Raw genomic sequence first — 19,827 nt, forward strand, 5'->3', positions numbered from 1 at the left:
CTTGACTAAATTTATAAAACAAGCCATGAAAAACCACCATCAAATTCTGACATGGGGGCTGGTAGCCTTGCTATTTGCCCAGCCAGCAATTGCCCAGCAAAAAGCACCGGCCAAAAAACCAGCGGCTAAAACCGTACAAAAGGCCTCAACAGGCGCCTTGATCCCCAACGACCCCAATGTAAAAATTGGCAAGTTGCCTAACGGATTAACCTATTACATCCGTAAAAATACCGAACCTAAAAAAAGAGCCGAACTTTACCTGGCCAACAAAATAGGTTCGCTCATGGAAAACGACGACCAACAGGGTTTGGCGCATTTTACCGAACACATGGCCTTTAACGGCACCAAGGATTTTCCAAAAAACGAAATCATCAATTACCTGCAAAAGGCGGGCGTTCGTTTTGGTGCCGATTTGAATGCTTATACTGGCTTTAACCAAACCGTTTACCAATTACCAATTCCAACAGACAGCATCGAGGTTTTCAAAACCGGCTTCAAAATCTTGGCCAACTGGGCCGGAAAAGTAAGCATGAACGGTGCCGACATCGACAGCGAAAGGGGCGTTATTATTGAAGAAGATCGCCAACGTGGCAAAAATGCCCAACAAAGGATCAGCAACCAGCTGTTGCCTTTTCTGTTGGCCAACTCGCGCTATGAAAAACGCATCCCGATTGGCAAGGTTGATATTTTGAACAACTTTACCCACGATAAAATCCGTTCTTTCTACGCCGATTGGTATAGGCCAAACCTTCAAGCCGTTATTGCTGTAGGCGATTTCGATGTAAACGAGGTAGAAAACCTGATCAAAGCCAATTTTTCTGACCTCAGCAATCCTAAAAATGCCAAACCAAGGCTCAACTACGATTTGCCAGACAATGTACAGCCCTTGGTCAAAATCGTTACCGACAAAGAGCAGCCTTACAACGTAGCCCAGGTTATTTATAAACACCACGAAGGCCCTACAAAAACGACCGCAGATTTCAAAAACGACCTGATCCAAAGCATGATCAATAACATGCTGGGGGCCCGTTTGCAGGAAATTACCCAAAAAGGCAATGCACCTTTCTTGTTTGCGCAAAGCAACTACGCTCCTTACCAAGGAGGCCTGGTTTGGGGCATCAGCGCACTTCAAACCATCGCAGTAGCTAAAACCGCTGGCGGATTGGCAGATGCCCTGAGCGCCGCCCTGGCAGAGAACGAACGCATGGCCAAATTCGGCTTCACCAACAGCGAGTTCGAAACCGTAAAGAAAAAAGTAGAAGCAGGCATAGAAAAGCAGTACAAGGAAAAAGACAAAACCAAATCGGCGGTTTATGTAAACCAATACCTGGAAAATTTCCTGGTTGGCGCCAGCATGCCATCGGCCGATTATAATTATAATGAAACCAAAAAAATACTTCAAAGCCTAACCTTGGCAGAAGTTAATGCCATGGCCAAAAGCCTGGTTACCCAAACCAATCAGGTAATCGTGGTACAGGCTCCAGAAAAAGAGGCCAAAGACCTCCCAACCGAGGCTCAATTGCTCGCTGTGCTTAAAAATGCGGGCAACAACGTAAAACCTTATGTAGACAATGCGGTAAACAAACCGCTTTTGGCCACTAAGCCAGCTGCAGGCAAAATTGTAAGCGAAAGCAAAAACGACAAAGTGGGCGTTACCAGCCTAACCCTAAGCAACGGCGTAAAAGTGGTGCTTAAACCTACCGATTTTAAAAACGACCAGGTTATTTTCTACTCCTTTGCCAAAGGTGGCTCGTCGCTGGCCAGCAATAACGATTATCAGTCGGCCGAAAACGCCAACCTTATTGCACAAAGCGGCGTAGGCGAGTTTAACCCTACCCAGCTCACCAAATACCTGGCTGGCAAGGCGGTATCGGCCAGTGCCTACATCAATTCAGAATATCAAGGATTTTCGGGTAGCAGCACACCTAAGGACCTCGAAACCGCATTCCAGCTGATTTATGCCTATGCCACCAATCCGCGCAAAGACGTTGAAATATTCAATAAGAACATCAGCGATTTTAAGGTAATTACAGCCAACAAAAACAGTAGCCCAACCAGCGTATACGCAGATACCGTACAAGCGGTAATGTCCAATTACAACAAGAGGGGCATGCCAACTACGCTGCAAGACATCGACAACATCTCGCTTGACAAGGCCTTTGCCTTTTACAAAGACCGTTTTGCCGATGCAAGCGGACAAACCTTTGTTTTTGTCGGGAATTTTGACGTTGAAAAAATAAAGCCCTTTCTTACGACTTATTTGGCCAGCCTGCCAGCATTGAACAGGAACGAAAATTTTGTAGACCTTGGCCTTAATCCGCCAAAAGGCAAAGTAAGCAAAACCGTATACAAAGGCCTGGAAGACAAAGCCACCGTACAATTGTATTTCCATGGCGATTACGATTATAATGCTGATAACAACACACAGTTAGAAGCCTTAAAAAGTGCCTTGGAAATCAAAATCCTAGAGCGTTTGCGCGAAAAGGAAAGCGGTGTTTACAGTCCGGGCGTACAGCTCAGCGTAGAAAAATACCCTTCAGCGCATTATTATTTCACCATCTCTTTCAACTGTGCCAAGGCTAATGTAGACAAGCTGATCAATGCTGCACTAGACGAGGTGAACTCGTTCAGGCAAAATGGCGCTACCGAAGAGGATATCAAAAAATTCAAATCGGAAGAACTAAGGCAAGAAGAATTGAGCCTCAGGGAAAACGGTTTCTGGCTAAGCTACCTGGCTAACCGCCTCAAATATGGCGAAAGCCTTGAGCAGGTATTGAGCGACAAAGACCGCGTAAACAGCGTAACCGTAGCCAGCACCAAAACTTCGGCGCAAAAATACCTCAGTGGCGATAATTATATCCGCCTGGTATTGGTTCCAGAGAAATAATCGTAAAATTACAAGGGGTGTATAGTTTCAGGCCATACACCCCTTTTCTTTTTGGCCATGAACAGCACACTACATATTTTAAACGGCGATGCTACCCGGCACATTTTTGAGCAAACAGCCTTAAAAGGCGACGTTTTGGTCTGGCGCGAAATTTTATCCGAAGGACCTGTTTCAACAACCGATCTCTGGCCAACCCGGGCCAAATGGATCAGTGAAACTTATGGCGAAACAACCACTGCCTACCAACAAAAAGTACTTGCCGAAATAGAGAAGTTAAACCATCTTGGCCAGTACAACGAACTTGTGCTTTGGTTCGAGTACGATTTGCTTTGCCAAATCAACCTGAGCTGTATTTTAAACATCCTCCATCAATCGGCCAAACAATTGCCCGGCATCTACCTGATCTGTCCAGACCATTTCGACGGCATGCCTAATTTTAAGGGCCTGGGCGAGCTTAACCCGCAACAGCTGGCTAGTTTATGGGCCAGCCGGATCAAATTGCACCAAAGCGACCTGGCCCTTGCCAGCGAGGCTTGGCAATTCTATGTAGAAAATAACCCTGAACAACTCGAAGCCTTCCTTAATCGTGATTTTGGCCAATTGCTTTTGCTCAGAAAAGCACTGCAGGCACACTTGCTACGTTTTCCACAAACACCCGATGGTCTCAACCACATCGAAAAAACACTGCTCGAAATCATTGATTCGGGTACATACAGCAAACCCGCAATCTATCAGGCCTTTGGAGAAAGGGAACCCATTTATGGGCTCACCGATTTACAGTTAGGCCACATCTTAAACCAATTGCAAAGCAAAGGCAAGATGACGGCAACCCTAACATCTTAATTACTTGGCTTGTATGCCAACCGGTCCGCTTGGCTCGCTTTCGTTCTTTAAGCGATCCAGTGCCGTGACCAAATAATTGTAGCGTTTACCCTTTTCCACATTGGTATCCAGGTAAAAAGTAAAATCTTCAAAACTAATATGCACGATGTTTTTGGCATCCAAAATGGAGATTTTCTCGCCTTCTTCAAAGCGGTACACCACGTAGCCCGACGCCGTTTCGCCATCTTTGGCCTTTAAAGGCTTCGTCCATTTCAAGTTTACGCCCTCCGCTTCGGCTTCGGCAGTCAGGTTTTGTGGCTGGTTAGGCATCACATCGTCTAGCCAAGGCATTTGTGGTGGCAGGGCCGGATATTTGTACAAATCGTTGCGCAATGAATCGGCAACCGCCCGAGCTACAGTAGAAAGCGATTTGGAACTGAAAAATACGCTGCCCTGCACGCGGTTGTTGGCCCTGATGTATCTGATCTGGTTAGGAATTTCGCTGAGCTTGCCCCAGGCAGCTTCCTGCCTCGAAGGCATGCCGTGCACCAGATAGGCCGCCTGCCCAATGTAGAGGTGCCTGCCATAAGTATTATTGCTCCACCAATCGAGCAGCACGCCAAAAGGTGCCGCCTGACGGCTAAACGTAAAGTAAATCTGCGGATTGATATAATCTACCCAGCCCTCTTTAATCCATTTCCTCGAATCGGCATAAAGCTCTCCGTAATTGGAAAGGCCATTGGTTTTAGAGCCTAACGTATCTTCTCGGTAGTTGCGCCAAATGCCAAAGGGGCTTACGCCAAACTTTACGTATTTTTTATAATGATGCACGCTGTCGTTCACCATTTTAATCAGCAGGTCTACATTGTTTCTGCGCCAATCGTCTATATTGGTAAATCCGTTCGGGTATTTGGCAAAAGTTGCACTGTCTTTAATGGTTTGTCCGGCAATGCGGTAGGGATAAAAATAATCGTCGAAATGTACGCCATCAATATCGTACTCTTTCACTACGTCTAAAATTACCTGCGTAATATAGTCCCGCACTTCGGGCAATCCCGGGTCGAACAGCTTCTGGCCGCCGTAGGTATAGAACAGCTCGGGCCGTTTTCGGGTAATGTGTTCTGGACTGGTTACTGCATTGGCACTCATGGTGGCACGATAGGGATTAAACCAGGCGTGCAGTTCCATGCCCCTTAAATGAGCCTCTTTAATGGCAAATGCTAAGGGGTCATAGTCTTGCGTAGGCGCCAATCCCTGCTTGCCCATCAGCCAGTGGCTCCACAACTCGCGCGATTTTGCATAAAGTGCATCTGCCGTAGGCCTGATCTGCAACATTATCGCATTAATTCCGTTCTTTTTATGTTGCTCCAGAATACCTATCAGCTCTTGCTTTTGCTGATCAACGGAAAGGCCTGGCTTTGAGGGCCAGTCGATATTGGTTACGGTAGCTACCCACACACCTCTAAACTCTCGTTTTGGAGTAATTTTTGTGGTAGTTTGCGCTGTTAGGGAAAATGAGGTTACTAATGAAAGTAAAAGTGCAATAAAAGGGCTTTTATTCATTATTTGGTTTGGTAATAGCAAATATGTTCGGTTTAAATTTTGTAGTCGTAAAGGTACACCTTGGTGTTAAACTTTATAAGTAAACGGTTTTTTCTAAAAAATCTGATACAAAAACATTGCAAATTTAAGCTTTTCATTTTTTTATACTATGTTAGCCTCCCCGTAAAATGAAAATTAAATTAAAGTTTATTGCCTTCGCTTTGATGTCAGTAAAAATTAATGACTATGCAGAATCAGGATCCCGTAAATAAAGTTGATAGGAATAAGGTCTATTTTTTGGTTGTTGTTATCGCCGCGCTCTTGGGCATCAACGCCTATCTCTATTTCAAAGACAAACAGCAAAGCAGCCGTTTTGTTACCGTAAACACCGAAAAAGACCGGCTTAAACTCGAGGTTGAAAAAATAGAAGTAGAATTAGACCGCGTAAATGCCATTAATGTAAGCCTGAGCGAAAAACTGCAGCACGAACAGAAGCTGGCCCGCGAAAAAATAGCCGAACTTAAGCTGGCCTTGCAAAAGGGCGAACTCACCCAGGGCGACCTTGACAAGGCGCAGGCACAGGTAAAAGAGTTGAGGGAATTTGTAAAGAACTATAACGACCAGATCATCAGGCTCGAAAAAGAGAACTCTTACCTTAAATCAGAGCGCGACAGCCTGAAGAACACCGCCAACGCCATTAACCAAAAAGCACAAAGCCTAGAGCGCGAAAACGAAAACCTGAGCGCAAAAGTAAAGGTGGGGGCCGCCTTAAAGGCGGCCAAAATAAACATTACCGCATTTAAGGTCAAAAGCAGCGGCCGCCTGGTAGAGGTAACCCGAGCCAGCACAGCCCAAAAGCTGGTGATCGACTTTTCTATTGCGCCCAATACCCTGGCCGAAAAAAACTACCATAAAATCTATCTTCGTGTATTTGATCCGGCAGGCAACCTCATTGCCAATGGCAACAACCTGTTTGAAGCCGACGGACAACAGATGCAGTATAGCAGCGCCATCGAGATTTCGTACAACGATGACGATACGGCTTATAAAATCGACTGGACCAATCCAAAAGAGTTTATGAAAGGCGCCTATGCCGTTATTCTTTATGCCGATGGCTTTGTGATGGGCAAAGACCAGATCGTACTCAAATAGCTAAACCAAAGGGAAGCTGAAGTAGAACGTAGTTCCGTTATTTACTTCCGACCGAAACTCTATTGTTCCTCCCGCATTCTCTGTGGCCTGTTTAACAAAGGCTAAGCCCAGACCTGTACCCGACGATTTGGTGGTAAAGTTTGGCACGAAGATTTTATGCTGCAGGCTCGGATCTATGCCTTTGCCATTGTCTTCAACTTCGATGTAAACCTTTTTTTCGTCGTTGATGAGGTGTATTTTGATGGCACATCTTTCGCGGCCTTCCGAGGCTTCTATCGCATTTTTAAGCAGGTTATTGAAGGTACGCAGCAACTGGTCCTTATCTCCTAAAACCACGATGTTTTTATTGGTACGGTTAATTACCGCAATCTCTATATTATCGGCCGTATTGAATACCGCAATAGCCTGTTCGATAACCGGCAACAGCTCCAGGTTTTCGAGCTTGGTATCGGGCATTTTGGCAAAGTTCGAAAACTCTGAGGCAATGGTAGCCAAGCTATCAATCTGCTCTACGAAAGATTTGTTGAAGCTCGCAAACTTTTTCTCAAAATTGGGATCTTTTTCCTTCCATGATTTTTCCAACAGCTGAACGCCCAATTTTAAGGGTGTAAGCGGGTTTTTGATTTCGTGCGCCACCTGTTTGGCCATTTCGCGCCAGGCACTTTCTCGTTCGGAGCGGGCCAGCTTATTGGCACTCGCCTCCAGGGCGGCAATCATTTTATTATACTCTTTAATCAAAGACCCGATTTCATCCTGCCGATGCCAAACAATGGGCTGGTTCTTCTGACCCAGTTTGGTCTTTTTGATGCTCTCTTGTATAAAAGTAAGCGGGTTGGTGATCTGGTTGGCCAAAAACACCGCCAATACGCCAATAAGCACGAATACCAAAGCATAGATGTTGATCAGTGTATTGATAAACAAACCTATTTTCGCTTCATAATCTTCTTCGTTCGAATAATACGGAATGCCGATGTAGGCAACGGTCTGATTCTGTGCATTACGGATCGGCGCATAGGCTGCCGCATATTTGAAATTGCCTATTCTTTCTGCAGTATTCAAATATTCTGAGCGCTGCTTCAGGTGTAGTTCAATATAGGCTTTGGAGGCCATTTTCCGGCCCAAAATACCATAATTGTACATTTTTGGCAAAGAGGTAAGGTATAAATCGCCATTGGTGAGGTAAAGGTTCAGGAACGACGCGTTCACATCGGCAAACTGGCTAAATGCCGATTCGGCCTCGGCATCTTTCTTAAGCATGCCGCTGTTCAAGATCTGGCGCTCGTAAGAAAGCTGTACTTTCCTCAGCTTTTCTCTGATAGCCCCCTCCTGCTGCTTCAGGTATTCGTCTTTGATGTAAAAGAAGGTAGTCCAACCCACAATAAGCAAGGTGGCCACAACCGACAACACAATGGAGAACTGGATGCGGGTTTTATAAAGAATCTTATTGGCATTGATCATCAGGTAGCGATTAAGGCTGAACCAGCCTCCCTGGTTACTGTTGATGTTTTTGACCAGCCACATAAAAACATACAGCAAGATGCCAAACAAGATAAATACCAGAAAAAAGAAAGACAAAGTAGCCAAGCGCACTACATAAGGAATTTTGCTCTTGGTAATGACAATCAGTTTCGAGGCATCTGGCTTATAGATGGCATGGCTATAGCTGGTTCCATCGGCCGTATCCTCATTCAAAAATTCGACCTTGCCAATGCTCCCCTTAAAATCCTGGTTAACCATGTCGTAGGTGTAGGTACCCGACTGGCCGTAAAGCTTGTTGTCTTTATAAAATGCGAATGAATAATCGCTAAAGTCCTCATCGCTTTTAAGCTTGCCGTCTATTAGCAATTCAGGGAAGTGGCTATTCGAATCATAAGGCTGCGACTTGAGTTCGATCACCATACTGCCCAACAGGTTTTTGCCTTCGAGGATCGGAATAATGCAAAAATAGCTCTGAAAGCCAAAGGTATTGTTAATGCGATAGGCAAATTCTGTTTCCTGTACTTTTACTGCACCCGACCTTACCAGGTCCCTAAACTTCGAAAAGGGAATTACTTCTTCCTTTTTCAAGGTCGAATCCTGGTTGTTATACTCGTACATCCTGTAATCGAAGCGCGACAAATAACCATCGAGGTACCTTTTAACAATGTAATTGTGGAAACTGTTGGTTTGACTAAGCAATGGGCGTTTAAAATAGTCGACCACCAGCGAATCGGACGAGACACCTTTTTCAAAGCTATCAATCGAATTGATAACTTTCGGATCGTCTGAATAAGGAAGCTTCTCGGCAATGGTGGCCCTGATGCCCCTTTCCTTGATATCGATGTATTTGATGTATTTAATGGCGGTTAAAAAAGCCATGCACAGGAACAAAGTGGCAAAAATACCGATAGAAAACCGTCGATGTTGTATATAGCCGTTCCAGGCAATGATAAAAATGAACAGCGCGTATACCAGGAAGAAAACATTAAAATCGTCGATGACCTTGTACACAAAATAAACGGCCAGCAAAGCCAGGAAAATAAAAAGGCGTTCGCGGTTGTTAAAATGGAACTGCTTGCTCAGCTCGATGATGACATTAACCAGCAGATAAACATTAAACCAGACCAGACAGAGAATGAAGATACTTGTCCAGCTGATCCAGCCCATGTTGATGATATTGGTGATATCAAAGTTGATCTTTGAGTTATAAATCAGGCCAAAAAACACATCGTCAACCAAAAAACCGATATAAGCCAATACCAATAAGGCCAGGATATGAAACAGATAGCCAAAAAGCCTGCTCTGGGTTATGCCTTTGGGGAAATGGTACTTATAGCGATGCACGTACACAAAAAGCGAGACCCAGGTAATGGCAAGCACGTTCAGCAACAAATCGCCCAGGGAGGGCAAAAAATCGCTTTCTGCATAAATGGATGGGCTGAAGATTTCGAGGTTAAACTGGTGGTTAAACCAAAAGAACTGCAAGTCGGTAAGCCTTACGGCTGTAAAAAAAATGGCAAGCACCAAGGTAGCTGATAAAATAAAGCCCCTTTTGGCTAGCCACGAGCAATACGAATTGACAAAGATACAGATGCTGAGCAGGCCGGTTATCCAAAGCCAAAGCTGAATGGTGCTGTAAATATTTTTAGAGTATTCTTCGCTCAGCTTGACCGGAAAAAGGTATTCCTTGTGGATGTTGAAAATCTCGGTAATGTCTTTGTCCGTAAAAGTGGCCAGGTCTAGGCTGTTATTGGCAAAAAGCTCAGGCGCGATCTGGTTTTTGAGGTATTGGTTCTCAATGCTGAACTGTGTTTTTACGGTAATAAGGAAAACAAAAATATGATCATCGACCGTTTTTTTGATCAGTTCATACCAGCCGTTAGACAGCTGACTAAATGAAGTACCTTCCTTTAAACGCTCTACATTGGCCGGAAAGGCCTTGGCAGAGCTCCAAAAATCGAGGATGCCGTTCTGGTAAACCAGCACGTTGATACCCTGTTCGCGGTAATCGTTAATGAATTTAACGGCAAGTTTGTCGTCTTTATACAGCGATTGGAGTTCGGCTAGCTTCTCCGGATCGGAAAGATACTGCTGTACAATGCGTTCTTTGGCCGAAAGGTTACGCTGCAGCTCGCCGGCTTCGTGCAAAAGGAGATCGGTTTGGGTAATCGAATTATCGAGCGACAATGCCGTTACAATACAGCAAAGGCCCAAAATCAATAACAGAAACCTAATTTTACCTCCAATACTCACGTTAAAGTTTAATTTAGTTAGGGTATTTATCAAAGCGCATTGCCTTGGCCATGCCAAAGCAATGCGTTAGGCACAGCATATTTTAGGCCAAAGATGCGCTGCTGGTCTGTGTTTCTCTATTTACTTTTTTCACCAGTCCCTGCAGCACGTTGCCTGGGCCAACTTCTACAAATTCTGTAGCGCCATCGGCAATCATGTTGGCTACGGTTTGTGTCCACCTTACAGCACCGGTTAATTGGGCAATCAGGTTAGCTTTAATCACTTCGGGATCGGTGGTAGGCTGGGCATTTACGTTTTGGTAAATTGGGCATACCGGCGCCGAAATCTGTGTTTGTTCGATAGCCGCTTGCAACTCCAGTTTGGCGGGCTCCATCAATGGCGAGTGGAATGCACCACCAACGTTGAGTTTCAAAGCTCTTTTGGCACCGGCTTCGGTTAGTTTCTGGCAAGCCAGGTCAACACCTTCAATACTGCCCGAAATTACCAGCTGTCCAGGGCAATTGTAATTGGCCGGCACAACCACTTCGTCAATTTCGGCACAGATCTGTTCAACCACTTCATCGGCAAGGCCCAAAATGGCGGCCATGGTTGAAGGTTGGATTTCGCAGGCTTTTTGCATGGCATTGGCACGTGCCACGACCAATTTAAGGCCATCTTCAAAAGAAAGCGCATTGGCGGCCACCAAAGCAGAAAATTCGCCCAAGGAGTGCCCGGCAACCATATCAGGCTTAAAGCTGCTGCCCAATACTTTGGCCAAGATAACCGAATGCAGGAAAATGGCAGGCTGGGTTACATTGGTTTGTTTAAGTTCCTCGTCGGTACCGCCAAACATGATATCGCTGATGCGAAACCCCATAATCTCGTTGGCCTTTTCAAATAATTCTTTGGCCATCGGGTTTTCGTAAAGGTCTTTGCCCATACCCGAAAACTGGGCACCTTGCCCTGGAAAAACGTATGCTTTCATACTTACAGATTTAAACCGGCATTGGCTTGAAACCATGCCAATACCGGCCTCTATTTTTTGTTTAAGGTTTATTGATAAATGTTTTCGGCCATTTTGGATATTGTTCTCCGAAATGGCCTTATTGAAATTCGTTTAACTAGTGCAGGTTTGCTGTAATTAACCTCAAAAACTCTGCTCTTGTTTTATCGTTGCTGATAAACTCGCCGGTAAATGCCGATGTGGTTGTTACCGAGTTCTGTTTTTGTACACCACGCATAGCCATGCAGAGGTGCTTGCACTCAATAACCACTGCAACGCCCGAAGGCTGCAGGGTTTCCTGGATGCAGTCTCTGATTTCGTTGGTCAGGCGCTCCTGCACCTGTAGCCTGCGTGCAAAGGCATCAACCACTCTCGGAATTTTACTCAGGCCAACAATATGTCCGTTAGGGATATAGGCAATATGCGCCTTGCCAAAGAAAGGCAGCATGTGGTGCTCGCACATGGAGAAAACCTCGATATCTTTCACCACAACCATTTGGCTATAATCTTCTTTAAACATGGCCGAGCGCAGGATTTCGTCCGGCTGGATATCATAGCCATGCGTTAAATACTGTAGGGCCTTGGCCACGCGCTCTGGTGTTTTAACCAAACCTTCGCGGGCAGGGTCTTCGCCCAATTGGGCCAAAATATCTTTATAATGGGTAGCTACCGAGTTGATTTTATCATCATCATAGCGGTCTATTTTCTGGTAGCCCAATACTTCTTCGTCGTGATCGTATTTGTCGTGTTCCATATAAATGCTGTTAACCGAAGTATTCAACAAAATTGTTTTCGGTCTCGTAAATCTTAATACTGTGCAATTGTGCGCCGCTTTCGGTAATAGGCGCAAGGAGTTCTTGCCAAATGGCGATGGCTAAATTTTCTGTAGAAGCCAGTTTGTCTTTCATAAAATCTACATCCAAATTAAGGTTTTTATGATCGATTTTATCAACTACGTAGGTATTGATTACATCTTTTAGCCATTTGAGGTCTACCAAAAATCCGGTTTCCGGATTTACTTCCCCTTTTACGGTTACATAAAGCTGGTAGTTGTGCCCATGCCAATTGGGGTTGGCACATTTGCCATACACTTCGGTATTTTTATCGGGGCTCCAATCGGCTCTCGACAGCTTATGGGCGGCATTAAAACTTGCTTTTCGGGTTATATAAATCATTGCTTACAAATAAAAGGCAAATATACGGATAAATGGCCAAGCCTATGCCCTAATTTGCCTAAGGCACAATATCCGGATAAATAAGCAAACAAAAAATGTTAAATTTACCTGATGAAATTATTGGTAGTTGCTGCCACCAGCGTAGAAATCAGCGGTCTTTACCAGCATTTTGGACTGGCCGAAGCCAACTTTGTGCAAACGCCCAAATTTGACATCTTGATTACAGGCGTGGGCATGACGGCCACGGCCTTTGCCTTAGGCAGACAGCTCAACCCAAGCTATGGCTTGGTGCTGAATGTTGGCATTGCCGGCAGCTTTGACCCAACACTGAAGCTGGGCAGCCTGGTCAACATCACTACCGATATTTTTGCCGAACTGGGTGCAGAAGACCATGATTCGTTCTTGAGCATCGACCAATTGGGCTTTGGTACCTCTACCTATTTCAATAATTATGCAAAGACATCGCCAGCCGTAGACCAATTGCCCAAGGTAAAAGGCATTACCGTTAACCAAGTACATGGCCAGACGCAGAGCATTGCCTTAGCCAAGATACGTTTTGAGCCGCAAACAGAAAGCATGGAAGGCGCCGCCGTGTTTTACGCCTGTAGCCAACTGAACCTACCCTGCCTACAGGTAAGAAGCATTTCCAACTACGTTGAGCCCAGAAACCGGGAAAGCTGGCAAATTGGATTGGCCATTCAAAACCTGAACAGCTGGCTCATCAATTTCGTGACAAACGACAGGAAATGAACTGGACATGACGATTGAAATTACATTTAACTTTATTTTTACGGCATGAAACTTACCCTTGGCTTTTCGCCCTGCCCTAACGATACTTTTATCTTTGATGCGCTGATCCATGGCAAAATAGATACCGAAGGCCTCGAATTTGAGGTAACTTTTGACGATGTGGAAACGCTGAACCAAAAGGCCATGCAGGGCCAGCTCGACATTACCAAGCTCAGTTTCCATGCTTTTGCCTATGTGGCCAACAGCTATGCGCTTTTAGATGCAGGCAGTGCGCTCGGTTTCGGCGTAGGCCCTCTACTCATCTGCAAAAAAGAATACCAAGAGCAGATCCTCTCCAATCTCCAATCTCCAATCTCCAATCTCAGAGTTGGCATCCCCGGCCAATATACCACGGCCAATTTTTTGTTGGGGGTAGCCTTTCCGCAATTAACCAACAAACAGGAAATGGTATTTTCGGGCATTGAAGATGCCTTGCTGAACGAGGCCATAGATTTAGGCCTTATCATCCACGAAAACCGCTTTACCTATCAGGAAAAAGGCTTGCATAAGGTGGTTGATTTGGGCAGCTATTGGGAGCAGTTAACGGGTTGCGCCATTCCGCTTGGAGGCATTGTGGTTAACCGCAGGTTGCCAGTAGAAGTACAGCAGCAAATCAACCGGCTGGTGCGTCAATCTGTAGAATTTGCATTCGCCCACCCCAAATCGGGCATCGAGTTTATCCGTAAGCATGCACAGGAAATGGAAGAAGCCGTTATGTACAAGCATATCGAACTGTATGTAAACGACTATTCTGTTGATTTGGGCATCGCTGGGCGCAAAGCGATAGACACCTTGTTTGACATGGCTACCGAACGCGAAGTGATTCCACCGATCGGCCAGCCTCTTTACGTCAATCCTTAAAAATCGGCCTATCCCTTTTAACTATTGGTTACAAGGCCCTTCCGGGATCTGCTTGCTGATTTTGAGCAGTTTGGTAACCACCATCGTCGAATCATAGTCGCCGGTAACCGTTGTGGTATCAGACTTGATAAAGTGACATTCTGCCTCGATATAAACCGGTGTATAAGGTTTTTCGAAGCCCAGGTTGCTATAGGCCAGTTCTAGCGTTTTGGCACTATCAATTACCCAATATTCGCGTCCTTCCTCGCAATCGGTAAAAGACCTGATTTCTGGCCCAAAGCTATAAAGCCCCTTGGCAACAACGGCTGTTTTTTGGCCAGAATCACTTGATTTATTGCGGTTGCAGGCCGCCAATACAAACAAGGAAGCAAATAGAGCGAGCAGGAGACTTTTATAGGTGTTCATGTTTTTAAAGGTCTTGATTTAAATGGTCTATTTTCTTTACGCTTAAATTTGATGCCAAAGCTGATGCAATAAAAGAAAAAAAGCTAACCGTTACGAAAACCAGCACAAAATCTTTCCACTTGAAAGCGATTGGGTAAGCATTGCTGATCAATAAATTTGATTCGCCCATTTTTACCCAGCCGTAATGCTGCTGCAACAAGCAGAACAAGAATCCGATTAACAGGCCAAAGATACAACCTGTTAAGGTGATCATCATACCTTCTGCCAAAAAAATTCGCTTAATTAGCTTTTTTCCGGCCCCAAGGCTGTTCAGCACGGCAATATCTTTAAGTTTATCGATCACCAGCATGGTTAACGAACCAATAATGTTGAAAATGGCAATGATTAGAATAAAGGTCAGTATGATGTACACCATCCACTTTTCTGAACCCAAAACATTATACAGCGCTTGGTTCTGCTGTACCCTGTTCTTTACTAAGTAAGAAATTCCCAGTTTATCCTCAATTTGTTGCTTAAATTTCTCAACATCCACCCCGTCATTCAAATTGATTTCGATGGCACTCACTTTTTTTTCTTCGCCAAGCAACTGCCTTGCGAAAGACAAGGGCACGATAACCAAGTTATCAAAATCCTGTTGGATTTCAAATACACCCGAAGGCGGGATATTCAGCACGGTAAAATCGTCCATCGGATTGATAGAACTTGCCCGAACATCTTTTTTGGGCGAATAAATCTGCAGTTGTTCAAAAGGATCGCTCGAATTAATGCCCAAATAAGCCTGCAGGGCCGAACCAACCACCGCATTTGGCCCGTTTCTGTTTTCGAGCACAAAATGGCCCTCCAGCATCACGGTATCTAAGCTTTTATTTTTCAGGAAATCGTTGCTTACCCCCTTAATCAAGGCCGGCGACTGCTTTTCGTTGTACCTAACCAGCGCATTTTCTGAAAGTACTTCGGTGTACGAGAAAATCGACTTATCGTTGCGCAATGTCTGCAAATCAGCTGTATTCGGGTCAAATGTCTTCCCTTTTGCCGGTTCGATCAGAATTTGAGGCGTAATGGTATTGAACATGTTGAGCACCACTTCCTCAAATCCGTTAAATACCGACAAAATAATAACCAAGGCCGTGCTGCCTACAAAAACACCAACCGCCGAAATGGCCGAAATGATATTGATGGCATTGGTTGATTTTTTTGCAAAAAGATACCTGCGGGCGATATAAAATGCGGTGTTCACTTGACAAATATACGGAAAAGGTTCAAGGTGGGAGGAAGAGGTTAAAAGGCCGAGAGAACCCAAGCCTATCTGCTCTCGGCGCTTACATCCTACCTTAAGAAAGGATTGTTCAGCTTTTCAAAACCTATGGTAGTAGAAGGGCCGTGGCCCGGAAACACCTCGCAATCGTTGGGCAATACAAACAGTTGTTGCTTAATGCTGTTGATCAGTTGCTGGTGGTTTCCACCCGGAAGATCGGTACGACCTATGCTTTGATGGAACAGCACGTCGCCTCCAATCAGGAAATTCTCTTCCCTGGCATAAAAGCAGAGATGCGCAGGCGAGTGTCCCGGGGCAAAAATCAGCTCCAGCTGGCTGTTGCCAAAATAAACGGTACCACTTTCAGGCAAAAAGGTCTCCGGCTCTGGCGAAAGTTCGTAACGCATGCCCATTTGTGGCGCATAACCAGGTACGGCTTGTAAAATGTACAGTTCGCCTTGGTGAAACTGCGGTTTCAACCCCCAATGGTCAAATACAAACTTATTGCCCAGCACATGGTCAATATGGCAATGTGTATTGAGCAAAAGCACCACCTTTAAATCGTTTTCGTTGATAAACGAGGCCAACTGGTTCTGCTCTCTCCCATCGTACATGCCCGGATCTATAATTACGCATTCCTTGCTTTCATCAAACAAAACATAAGTATTTTCCTGGTAAGGATTGAAAGTAAATTTTTGTAAACTGATCATCTTAGTGTTTTAAAATCCAATTAGCGATATCTTCTATGACGTATAAAGGCACATTTGCCGGAGTTTCGTACTCGGCAGGCGTACTGAGCGCGCCCTCTCCCTCGGTATACAAATGGTTAAGCTTGGGATAGCTTTTAATGGTTACATTTTTGTTTTTGCCCAGTTCGGCTCTCCAAATAGCCAGGTCTTTTAAGGTAACCTGATAATCTCTTTCGCCCTGCAACACTAAAATGGGCAATCGAAGTGCTTTTGCCACTTTAACCTGGTTATATTGGTTAAGGTTGGTAAAGTAACTGGCCTCAATGCCCATTATCAGTTTATGCTGGTCTTTAACCGTATCGGCGTGCGTAATTTCATCGGCCAAATGGAGCTGTTTTTGTAGCTGCTCCTGATCTTTGATGAGGTAGGCAAACTGGTCTTTAATGGTAGGGCCAAAAGGACGTGCCGGAGCAGACATCATGATGATGCCGGCCAGCCCCTGCTGTTCTGCTGCAATTTTTGGGGCAAGCATAGCGCCCAAGCTATGGCCCAGTACCACTATTTTTTTGGCGTTGAGCCCAGGCAGCTGCTGCGCCAATCTAACGGCGGCTTGTACATCGTCTGTTACTTCTTCCTTAATGGTTAATGCTACACCGTCGGGGGCCGATTTAGGGCCATATACCCGGGTACGTTTATCATACCTGATGGTGGCAATGCCTTTGGCGGCCAAACCCAGAGCCAAATCCCTGAAGGCTTTGGTATTGCCAACGGTTGCATCCCTATCGCCAGGTCCAGAACCGTGCACCAGGATAACCACCGGAAAATCATTGCCGGTTTTGGGTTTCGTTAAAATACCCGGCAACTTAAAATTGCCACTTGTAATGGTTATTTTTTCCTCGACATACAGGCTGGCGTCTGCATAGGCAGGATCTTTATACAGCGAGACTTTAGGCTTGGGCACCAATGTAAAGCCCAACATTTTATGAGCCGCGTTAAAAATGAACTGTACCACCATATTTTGGGGTTCATTGAGCACCGGCATTTTTACCAACTGGTATTGTCCTGACTTTGTTTCTTCCGCATCGCCGGTACGCAAATCGCCAAATTGCGCGGTTAAAGCGGTATGGGTTTGTTGCATCAGCTTGACCGTAATCTTGTCCGCTATGCTGGCATCGAAATAGTTGCTTAGCACTTCGAATTTTTTGGCCTTAAAATCGGCCAAGAACTGATTGGCAAGATTGATGTTTTCACTTTGTGCAAAAACCTGCGTAGCCAAACAAAAACTGAAGAACAATAACGTAATTTTTTTCATGATAATCTGTTTAATGGCATTTAAAACATCGGACTATTAATTTTTCCATTTAAACGTTTCGATGAGCCGGTCTATGTCTTTCTTGATGAATTTAACCACTGGCTGGATAGAATCATATTGCGGGCGTTCGTTAAAATAGAGCGCTCCCCTAAAATAGTGCTTGGCGCTGTCGGTTAAAAAAAACTGTACCGAAGATGCCGTATTGCCTTCTATGGCGTAATAAATGCCATATACTTTTCGCTCGGGATAATTAATGAGCTTTTGGTCGATGGCGTTGGCCCTTACCGTATGTTTCATGGCTAGGAAACGGGCGGCCTCGGTCATTTTATCGTATGCTTCCCTAGAAAAAACACCATGATAGGTTAAGTGCAACACCCCATTAAATTGCGGAAAATTGAGGTTGTTCCAACAAGGCTGGGCATTGCGGTCGTTATCTTTGGCCATAACGGCATACACCGGATATTCGAAAGTAAAGGGACAATCGGAATTGAAGGTTTGATAGGCCTTTTTCGGAAAATCGATTCGAAAATACCCTCGTGGCTTAGGTGTACTTGGCTGTTGCTGGGTACAGGCCAAAAGGCTTGCGGCCATAAACAACAGCAAAAAAATGTTTCGGTTGGTCATCATGTATTCCAAATATACCAAGAACGTTCGGCTTGCAGGTAGAGCATTTCCATTCCGTTCTTGATTTTTCCGCCCTGCGTCTTCACTTTGCTCAGGAATTCGGTTTCTTCCGGGTTATAAACCAGGTCGTAGGCCAAATGCTGAGGCCCTAAAAACTGGTAGGGAATAGGCGGAAAGCTATCGTAGTTTGGCGACATGCCCAAAGGCGTGGTGTTGACGAGCAACTGATGCTCGTTTAGCAATTTTTCGTCTACCTGACTGTACAGAATAGCATCGGGAGCAGGGTTGCGGACTACCGTGAGGTACGGGATCTGCAATTGTTCTAAGGTATACTTAACGGCTTTAGCCGCGCCTCCATCGCCGAAAATCAAGGCTTTTTGGTGACGTTCGTCAAGCAATGGCTTTAGCGATTCGGCAAAACCATAGGCATCGGTGTTATAGCCTTTAATCGATGGCAAGTTGTCTTTTCTTTCGATCTTGATGCAGTTTACCGCCCCTATTGCCGCCGCCGCTTCGTCAATTTCGTTTAAAAAAGGCAGTATTTCTACTTTGTGGGGTATGGTTACATTGATGCCGCAAAGCTCGGCATATGCCGAAATCAGGTCTCCAAACTCACTGGCCTGCCTGATTGGAAAAAGCTCATAGCGACAATTGGCTATTCCTTCCTTTGCGAATTTCTCGGTGAAGTATTTCTTCGAAAAAGAATGCGAAAGCGGGAAACCGATTAATCCGAAAAGTCTCATAGGCGAATAAGGTCATGGCGAGGAAGCAGGAAGAAGACATTTCTATGAGGCTTCATGCTCCGCTCGTCGACGATTTATTTTTTGTTCAAGAAATAATCAAAAGTATCGCCTCTTAGACCCAAACGGATGGTTTCTAACGGAATGACTTCTGCCGGTGCGATATTGCCCAAGTTAACGTTGGTTCCGATCAGCTTGATGAACCAAACCTGTTGCTCTTTTTGCGGGGCTTCCCAGATAATGGTTTCTTCCGGAATTTGGGTCAGGATTTCGTCTACCAAACCCTCACGCACTTCGCCGGTACCGCGGTAGATACCTACGTTGCCGCCTTCGCGGGCTTCGGCAATTACTTTCCACGAACCCGCTTCGATTTCGGCCTTCATCAGTTTGATCCATTTGTAGGGTGCGAAAATCTTGGTGGCATCTTTAGAGCCTACTTCAGAAATTACAGTAACCTGCTTAGACAATTTATGGATGAATTCGCATTTTTCTTCGTGCTCAATATCCATCGATCCGTCTGATATTTCGGCATATTCCATGCCGAACTCTTCCAAAACCCTGCAATAATCGTCGAATTGGTTGCGGATGGCAAATGCCTCGAATAAGGTTCCTCCAAAATAGACTGGAATACCCGCACTGCGATATATGGCTAATTTTTCTTTGAGGTTAGGCGTTACAAAAGAAGTGGCCCATCCCAACTTAACAATATCGGTATGTACGCCAGCAACTTCTATAAAATCTTCTACTTGCCTTAGGCTTAGGCCCTTGTCCATCACCATGGTTAAGCCCTTTTGGCGGGGTTTAACCGAGCGCTCAGGAATGTCGTTTAATTTGTAGTTCATATAGGATGCAAAGGTTAA

Annotated in this window: 17 protein-coding genes; 5 read left to right on the forward strand and 12 right to left on the reverse strand. The window is 45.1% G+C overall.

Annotation, left to right across the window (positions count from 1 at the left end):
* Positions 1–25 precede the first annotated feature (25 nt).
* Positions 26–2,887: a M16 family metallopeptidase gene (locus tag JHD69_RS07320; protein ID WP_199138849.1), complete on the forward strand. Its 2,862-nt coding sequence runs from the start codon at positions 26–28 to the stop codon at positions 2,885–2,887.
* A gap of 57 nt (positions 2,888–2,944) precedes the next feature.
* Positions 2,945–3,730 carry a DUF1835 domain-containing protein gene (locus JHD69_RS07325; RefSeq protein WP_199138851.1) on the forward strand — a complete coding sequence of 262 codons (786 nt, stop codon included), beginning with the start codon at positions 2,945–2,947 and terminating at the stop codon, positions 3,728–3,730.
* Here the strand turns inward: JHD69_RS07325 and JHD69_RS07330 are convergent, their stop codons facing one another.
* The gene (locus JHD69_RS07330; RefSeq protein ID WP_199138853.1) at positions 3,731–5,272 is read right to left on the reverse strand and encodes a glycoside hydrolase family 10 protein; all 1,542 of its coding nucleotides are present in this window, start codon (positions 5,270–5,272) and stop codon (positions 3,731–3,733) included. It lies immediately after the preceding gene.
* 225 nt (positions 5,273–5,497) lie between these two features.
* Between JHD69_RS07330 and JHD69_RS07335 the strand changes: the two genes are divergently transcribed.
* Positions 5,498–6,403 carry a hypothetical protein gene (locus JHD69_RS07335; protein WP_199138855.1) on the forward strand — a complete coding sequence of 302 codons (906 nt, stop codon included), beginning with the start codon at positions 5,498–5,500 and terminating at the stop codon, positions 6,401–6,403.
* Here the strand turns inward: JHD69_RS07335 and JHD69_RS07340 are convergent, their stop codons facing one another.
* The 4 genes from JHD69_RS07340 to JHD69_RS07355 form a co-directional block, all read right to left on the reverse strand.
* A complete protein-coding gene (locus JHD69_RS07340) occupies positions 6,404–10,168 on the reverse strand; it encodes a sensor histidine kinase (RefSeq protein WP_233165765.1) in 3,765 nt (1,254 codons plus the stop codon). It abuts the gene before it with no gap.
* A gap of 49 nt (positions 10,169–10,217) precedes the next feature.
* A complete protein-coding gene (gene fabD, locus JHD69_RS07345) occupies positions 10,218–11,099 on the reverse strand; it encodes an ACP S-malonyltransferase (RefSeq protein ID WP_199138857.1) in 882 nt (293 codons plus the stop codon).
* 136 nt (positions 11,100–11,235) lie between these two features.
* Positions 11,236–11,871, reverse strand: coding sequence for a GTP cyclohydrolase I FolE (gene folE, locus JHD69_RS07350; protein WP_199138859.1), 636 nt, complete (start codon positions 11,869–11,871; stop codon positions 11,236–11,238).
* A 10-nt stretch (positions 11,872–11,881) separates the two neighbouring features.
* Positions 11,882–12,292 carry a 6-pyruvoyl trahydropterin synthase family protein gene (locus JHD69_RS07355; RefSeq protein WP_199138861.1) on the reverse strand — a complete coding sequence of 137 codons (411 nt, stop codon included), beginning with the start codon at positions 12,290–12,292 and terminating at the stop codon, positions 11,882–11,884.
* Positions 12,293–12,403: 111 nt separating this feature from the next.
* Between JHD69_RS07355 and mqnB the strand changes: the two genes are divergently transcribed.
* Together mqnB and JHD69_RS07365 are read left to right on the forward strand one after the other, a co-directional pair.
* Positions 12,404–13,042: a futalosine hydrolase gene (mqnB, locus tag JHD69_RS07360; RefSeq protein WP_199138862.1), complete on the forward strand. Its 639-nt coding sequence runs from the start codon at positions 12,404–12,406 to the stop codon at positions 13,040–13,042.
* A gap of 45 nt (positions 13,043–13,087) precedes the next feature.
* A complete protein-coding gene (locus tag JHD69_RS07365; RefSeq protein WP_199138864.1) occupies positions 13,088–13,942 on the forward strand; it encodes a menaquinone biosynthesis family protein in 855 nt (284 codons plus the stop codon).
* 21 nt (positions 13,943–13,963) lie between these two features.
* Here JHD69_RS07365 and JHD69_RS07370 read toward each other — a convergent pair whose 3' ends face one another.
* The 7 genes from JHD69_RS07370 to JHD69_RS07400 all read right to left on the reverse strand — a co-directional run bounded on the left by JHD69_RS07370 (position 13,964) and on the right by JHD69_RS07400 (position 19,809).
* Positions 13,964–14,347 (reverse strand): hypothetical protein, encoded by a 384-nt coding sequence (locus tag JHD69_RS07370; protein ID WP_199138866.1) that lies wholly within the window; start codon positions 14,345–14,347, stop codon positions 13,964–13,966.
* 4 nt (positions 14,348–14,351) lie between these two features.
* On the reverse strand, positions 14,352–15,584 hold the full coding sequence (locus tag JHD69_RS07375; protein WP_199138868.1) for an ABC transporter permease: 1,233 nt from the start codon (positions 15,582–15,584) through the stop codon (positions 14,352–14,354).
* Between the two features lie 89 nt (positions 15,585–15,673).
* The gene (locus JHD69_RS07380; protein WP_199138870.1) at positions 15,674–16,312 is read right to left on the reverse strand and encodes an MBL fold metallo-hydrolase; all 639 of its coding nucleotides are present in this window, start codon (positions 16,310–16,312) and stop codon (positions 15,674–15,676) included.
* A gap of 1 nt (position 16,313) precedes the next feature.
* Positions 16,314–17,603, reverse strand: a complete 1,290-nt coding sequence (locus JHD69_RS07385) for an alpha/beta hydrolase (RefSeq protein WP_199138872.1) — start codon at positions 17,601–17,603, stop codon at positions 16,314–16,316.
* Between the two features lie 36 nt (positions 17,604–17,639).
* The gene (gene gldD / locus JHD69_RS07390; RefSeq protein WP_441339459.1) at positions 17,640–18,227 is read right to left on the reverse strand and encodes a gliding motility lipoprotein GldD; all 588 of its coding nucleotides are present in this window, start codon (positions 18,225–18,227) and stop codon (positions 17,640–17,642) included.
* Complete coding sequence (locus JHD69_RS07395) at positions 18,227–18,970, reverse strand: shikimate dehydrogenase family protein (protein ID WP_199138876.1); 744 nt, start codon at positions 18,968–18,970, stop codon at positions 18,227–18,229. The genes gldD and JHD69_RS07395 overlap by 1 nt, the downstream gene beginning before the upstream one ends.
* Before the next feature lie 74 nt (positions 18,971–19,044).
* Positions 19,045–19,809 (reverse strand): phosphosulfolactate synthase, encoded by a 765-nt coding sequence (locus JHD69_RS07400; RefSeq protein WP_199138878.1) that lies wholly within the window; start codon positions 19,807–19,809, stop codon positions 19,045–19,047.
* Positions 19,810–19,827: the final 18 nt, after the last annotated feature.

It is taken from the genome of Pedobacter sp. ASV12 (assembly GCF_016429155.1).
Classification (GTDB): domain Bacteria; phylum Bacteroidota; class Bacteroidia; order Sphingobacteriales; family Sphingobacteriaceae; genus Pedobacter.

Bases quoted from the DNA above. Each gene is read 5' to 3' on its own strand.
- JHD69_RS07320 (WP_199138849.1), top strand. From the start codon at position 26: ATGAAAAACCACCATCAAATTCTGACATGGGGGCTGGTAGCCTTGCTA.
- JHD69_RS07325 (WP_199138851.1), top strand. From the start codon at position 2,945: ATGAACAGCACACTACATATTTTAAACGGCGATGCTACCCGGCACATT.
- JHD69_RS07330 (WP_199138853.1), bottom strand. From the start codon at position 5,272: ATGAATAAAAGCCCTTTTATTGCACTTTTACTTTCATTAGTAACCTCA.
- JHD69_RS07335 (WP_199138855.1), top strand. From the start codon at position 5,498: ATGCAGAATCAGGATCCCGTAAATAAAGTTGATAGGAATAAGGTCTAT.
- fabD (WP_199138857.1), bottom strand. From the start codon at position 11,099: ATGAAAGCATACGTTTTTCCAGGGCAAGGTGCCCAGTTTTCGGGTATG.
- folE (WP_199138859.1), bottom strand. From the start codon at position 11,871: ATGGAACACGACAAATACGATCACGACGAAGAAGTATTGGGCTACCAG.
- JHD69_RS07355 (WP_199138861.1), bottom strand. From the start codon at position 12,292: ATGATTTATATAACCCGAAAAGCAAGTTTTAATGCCGCCCATAAGCTG.
- mqnB (WP_199138862.1), top strand. From the start codon at position 12,404: ATGAAATTATTGGTAGTTGCTGCCACCAGCGTAGAAATCAGCGGTCTT.
- JHD69_RS07365 (WP_199138864.1), top strand. From the start codon at position 13,088: ATGAAACTTACCCTTGGCTTTTCGCCCTGCCCTAACGATACTTTTATC.
- JHD69_RS07370 (WP_199138866.1), bottom strand. From the start codon at position 14,347: ATGAACACCTATAAAAGTCTCCTGCTCGCTCTATTTGCTTCCTTGTTT.
- JHD69_RS07380 (WP_199138870.1), bottom strand. From the start codon at position 16,312: ATGATCAGTTTACAAAAATTTACTTTCAATCCTTACCAGGAAAATACT.
- JHD69_RS07385 (WP_199138872.1), bottom strand. From the start codon at position 17,603: ATGAAAAAAATTACGTTATTGTTCTTCAGTTTTTGTTTGGCTACGCAG.
- gldD (WP_441339459.1), bottom strand. From the start codon at position 18,227: ATGACCAACCGAAACATTTTTTTGCTGTTGTTTATGGCCGCAAGCCTT.
- JHD69_RS07395 (WP_199138876.1), bottom strand. From the start codon at position 18,970: ATGAGACTTTTCGGATTAATCGGTTTCCCGCTTTCGCATTCTTTTTCG.
- JHD69_RS07400 (WP_199138878.1), bottom strand. From the start codon at position 19,809: ATGAACTACAAATTAAACGACATTCCTGAGCGCTCGGTTAAACCCCGC.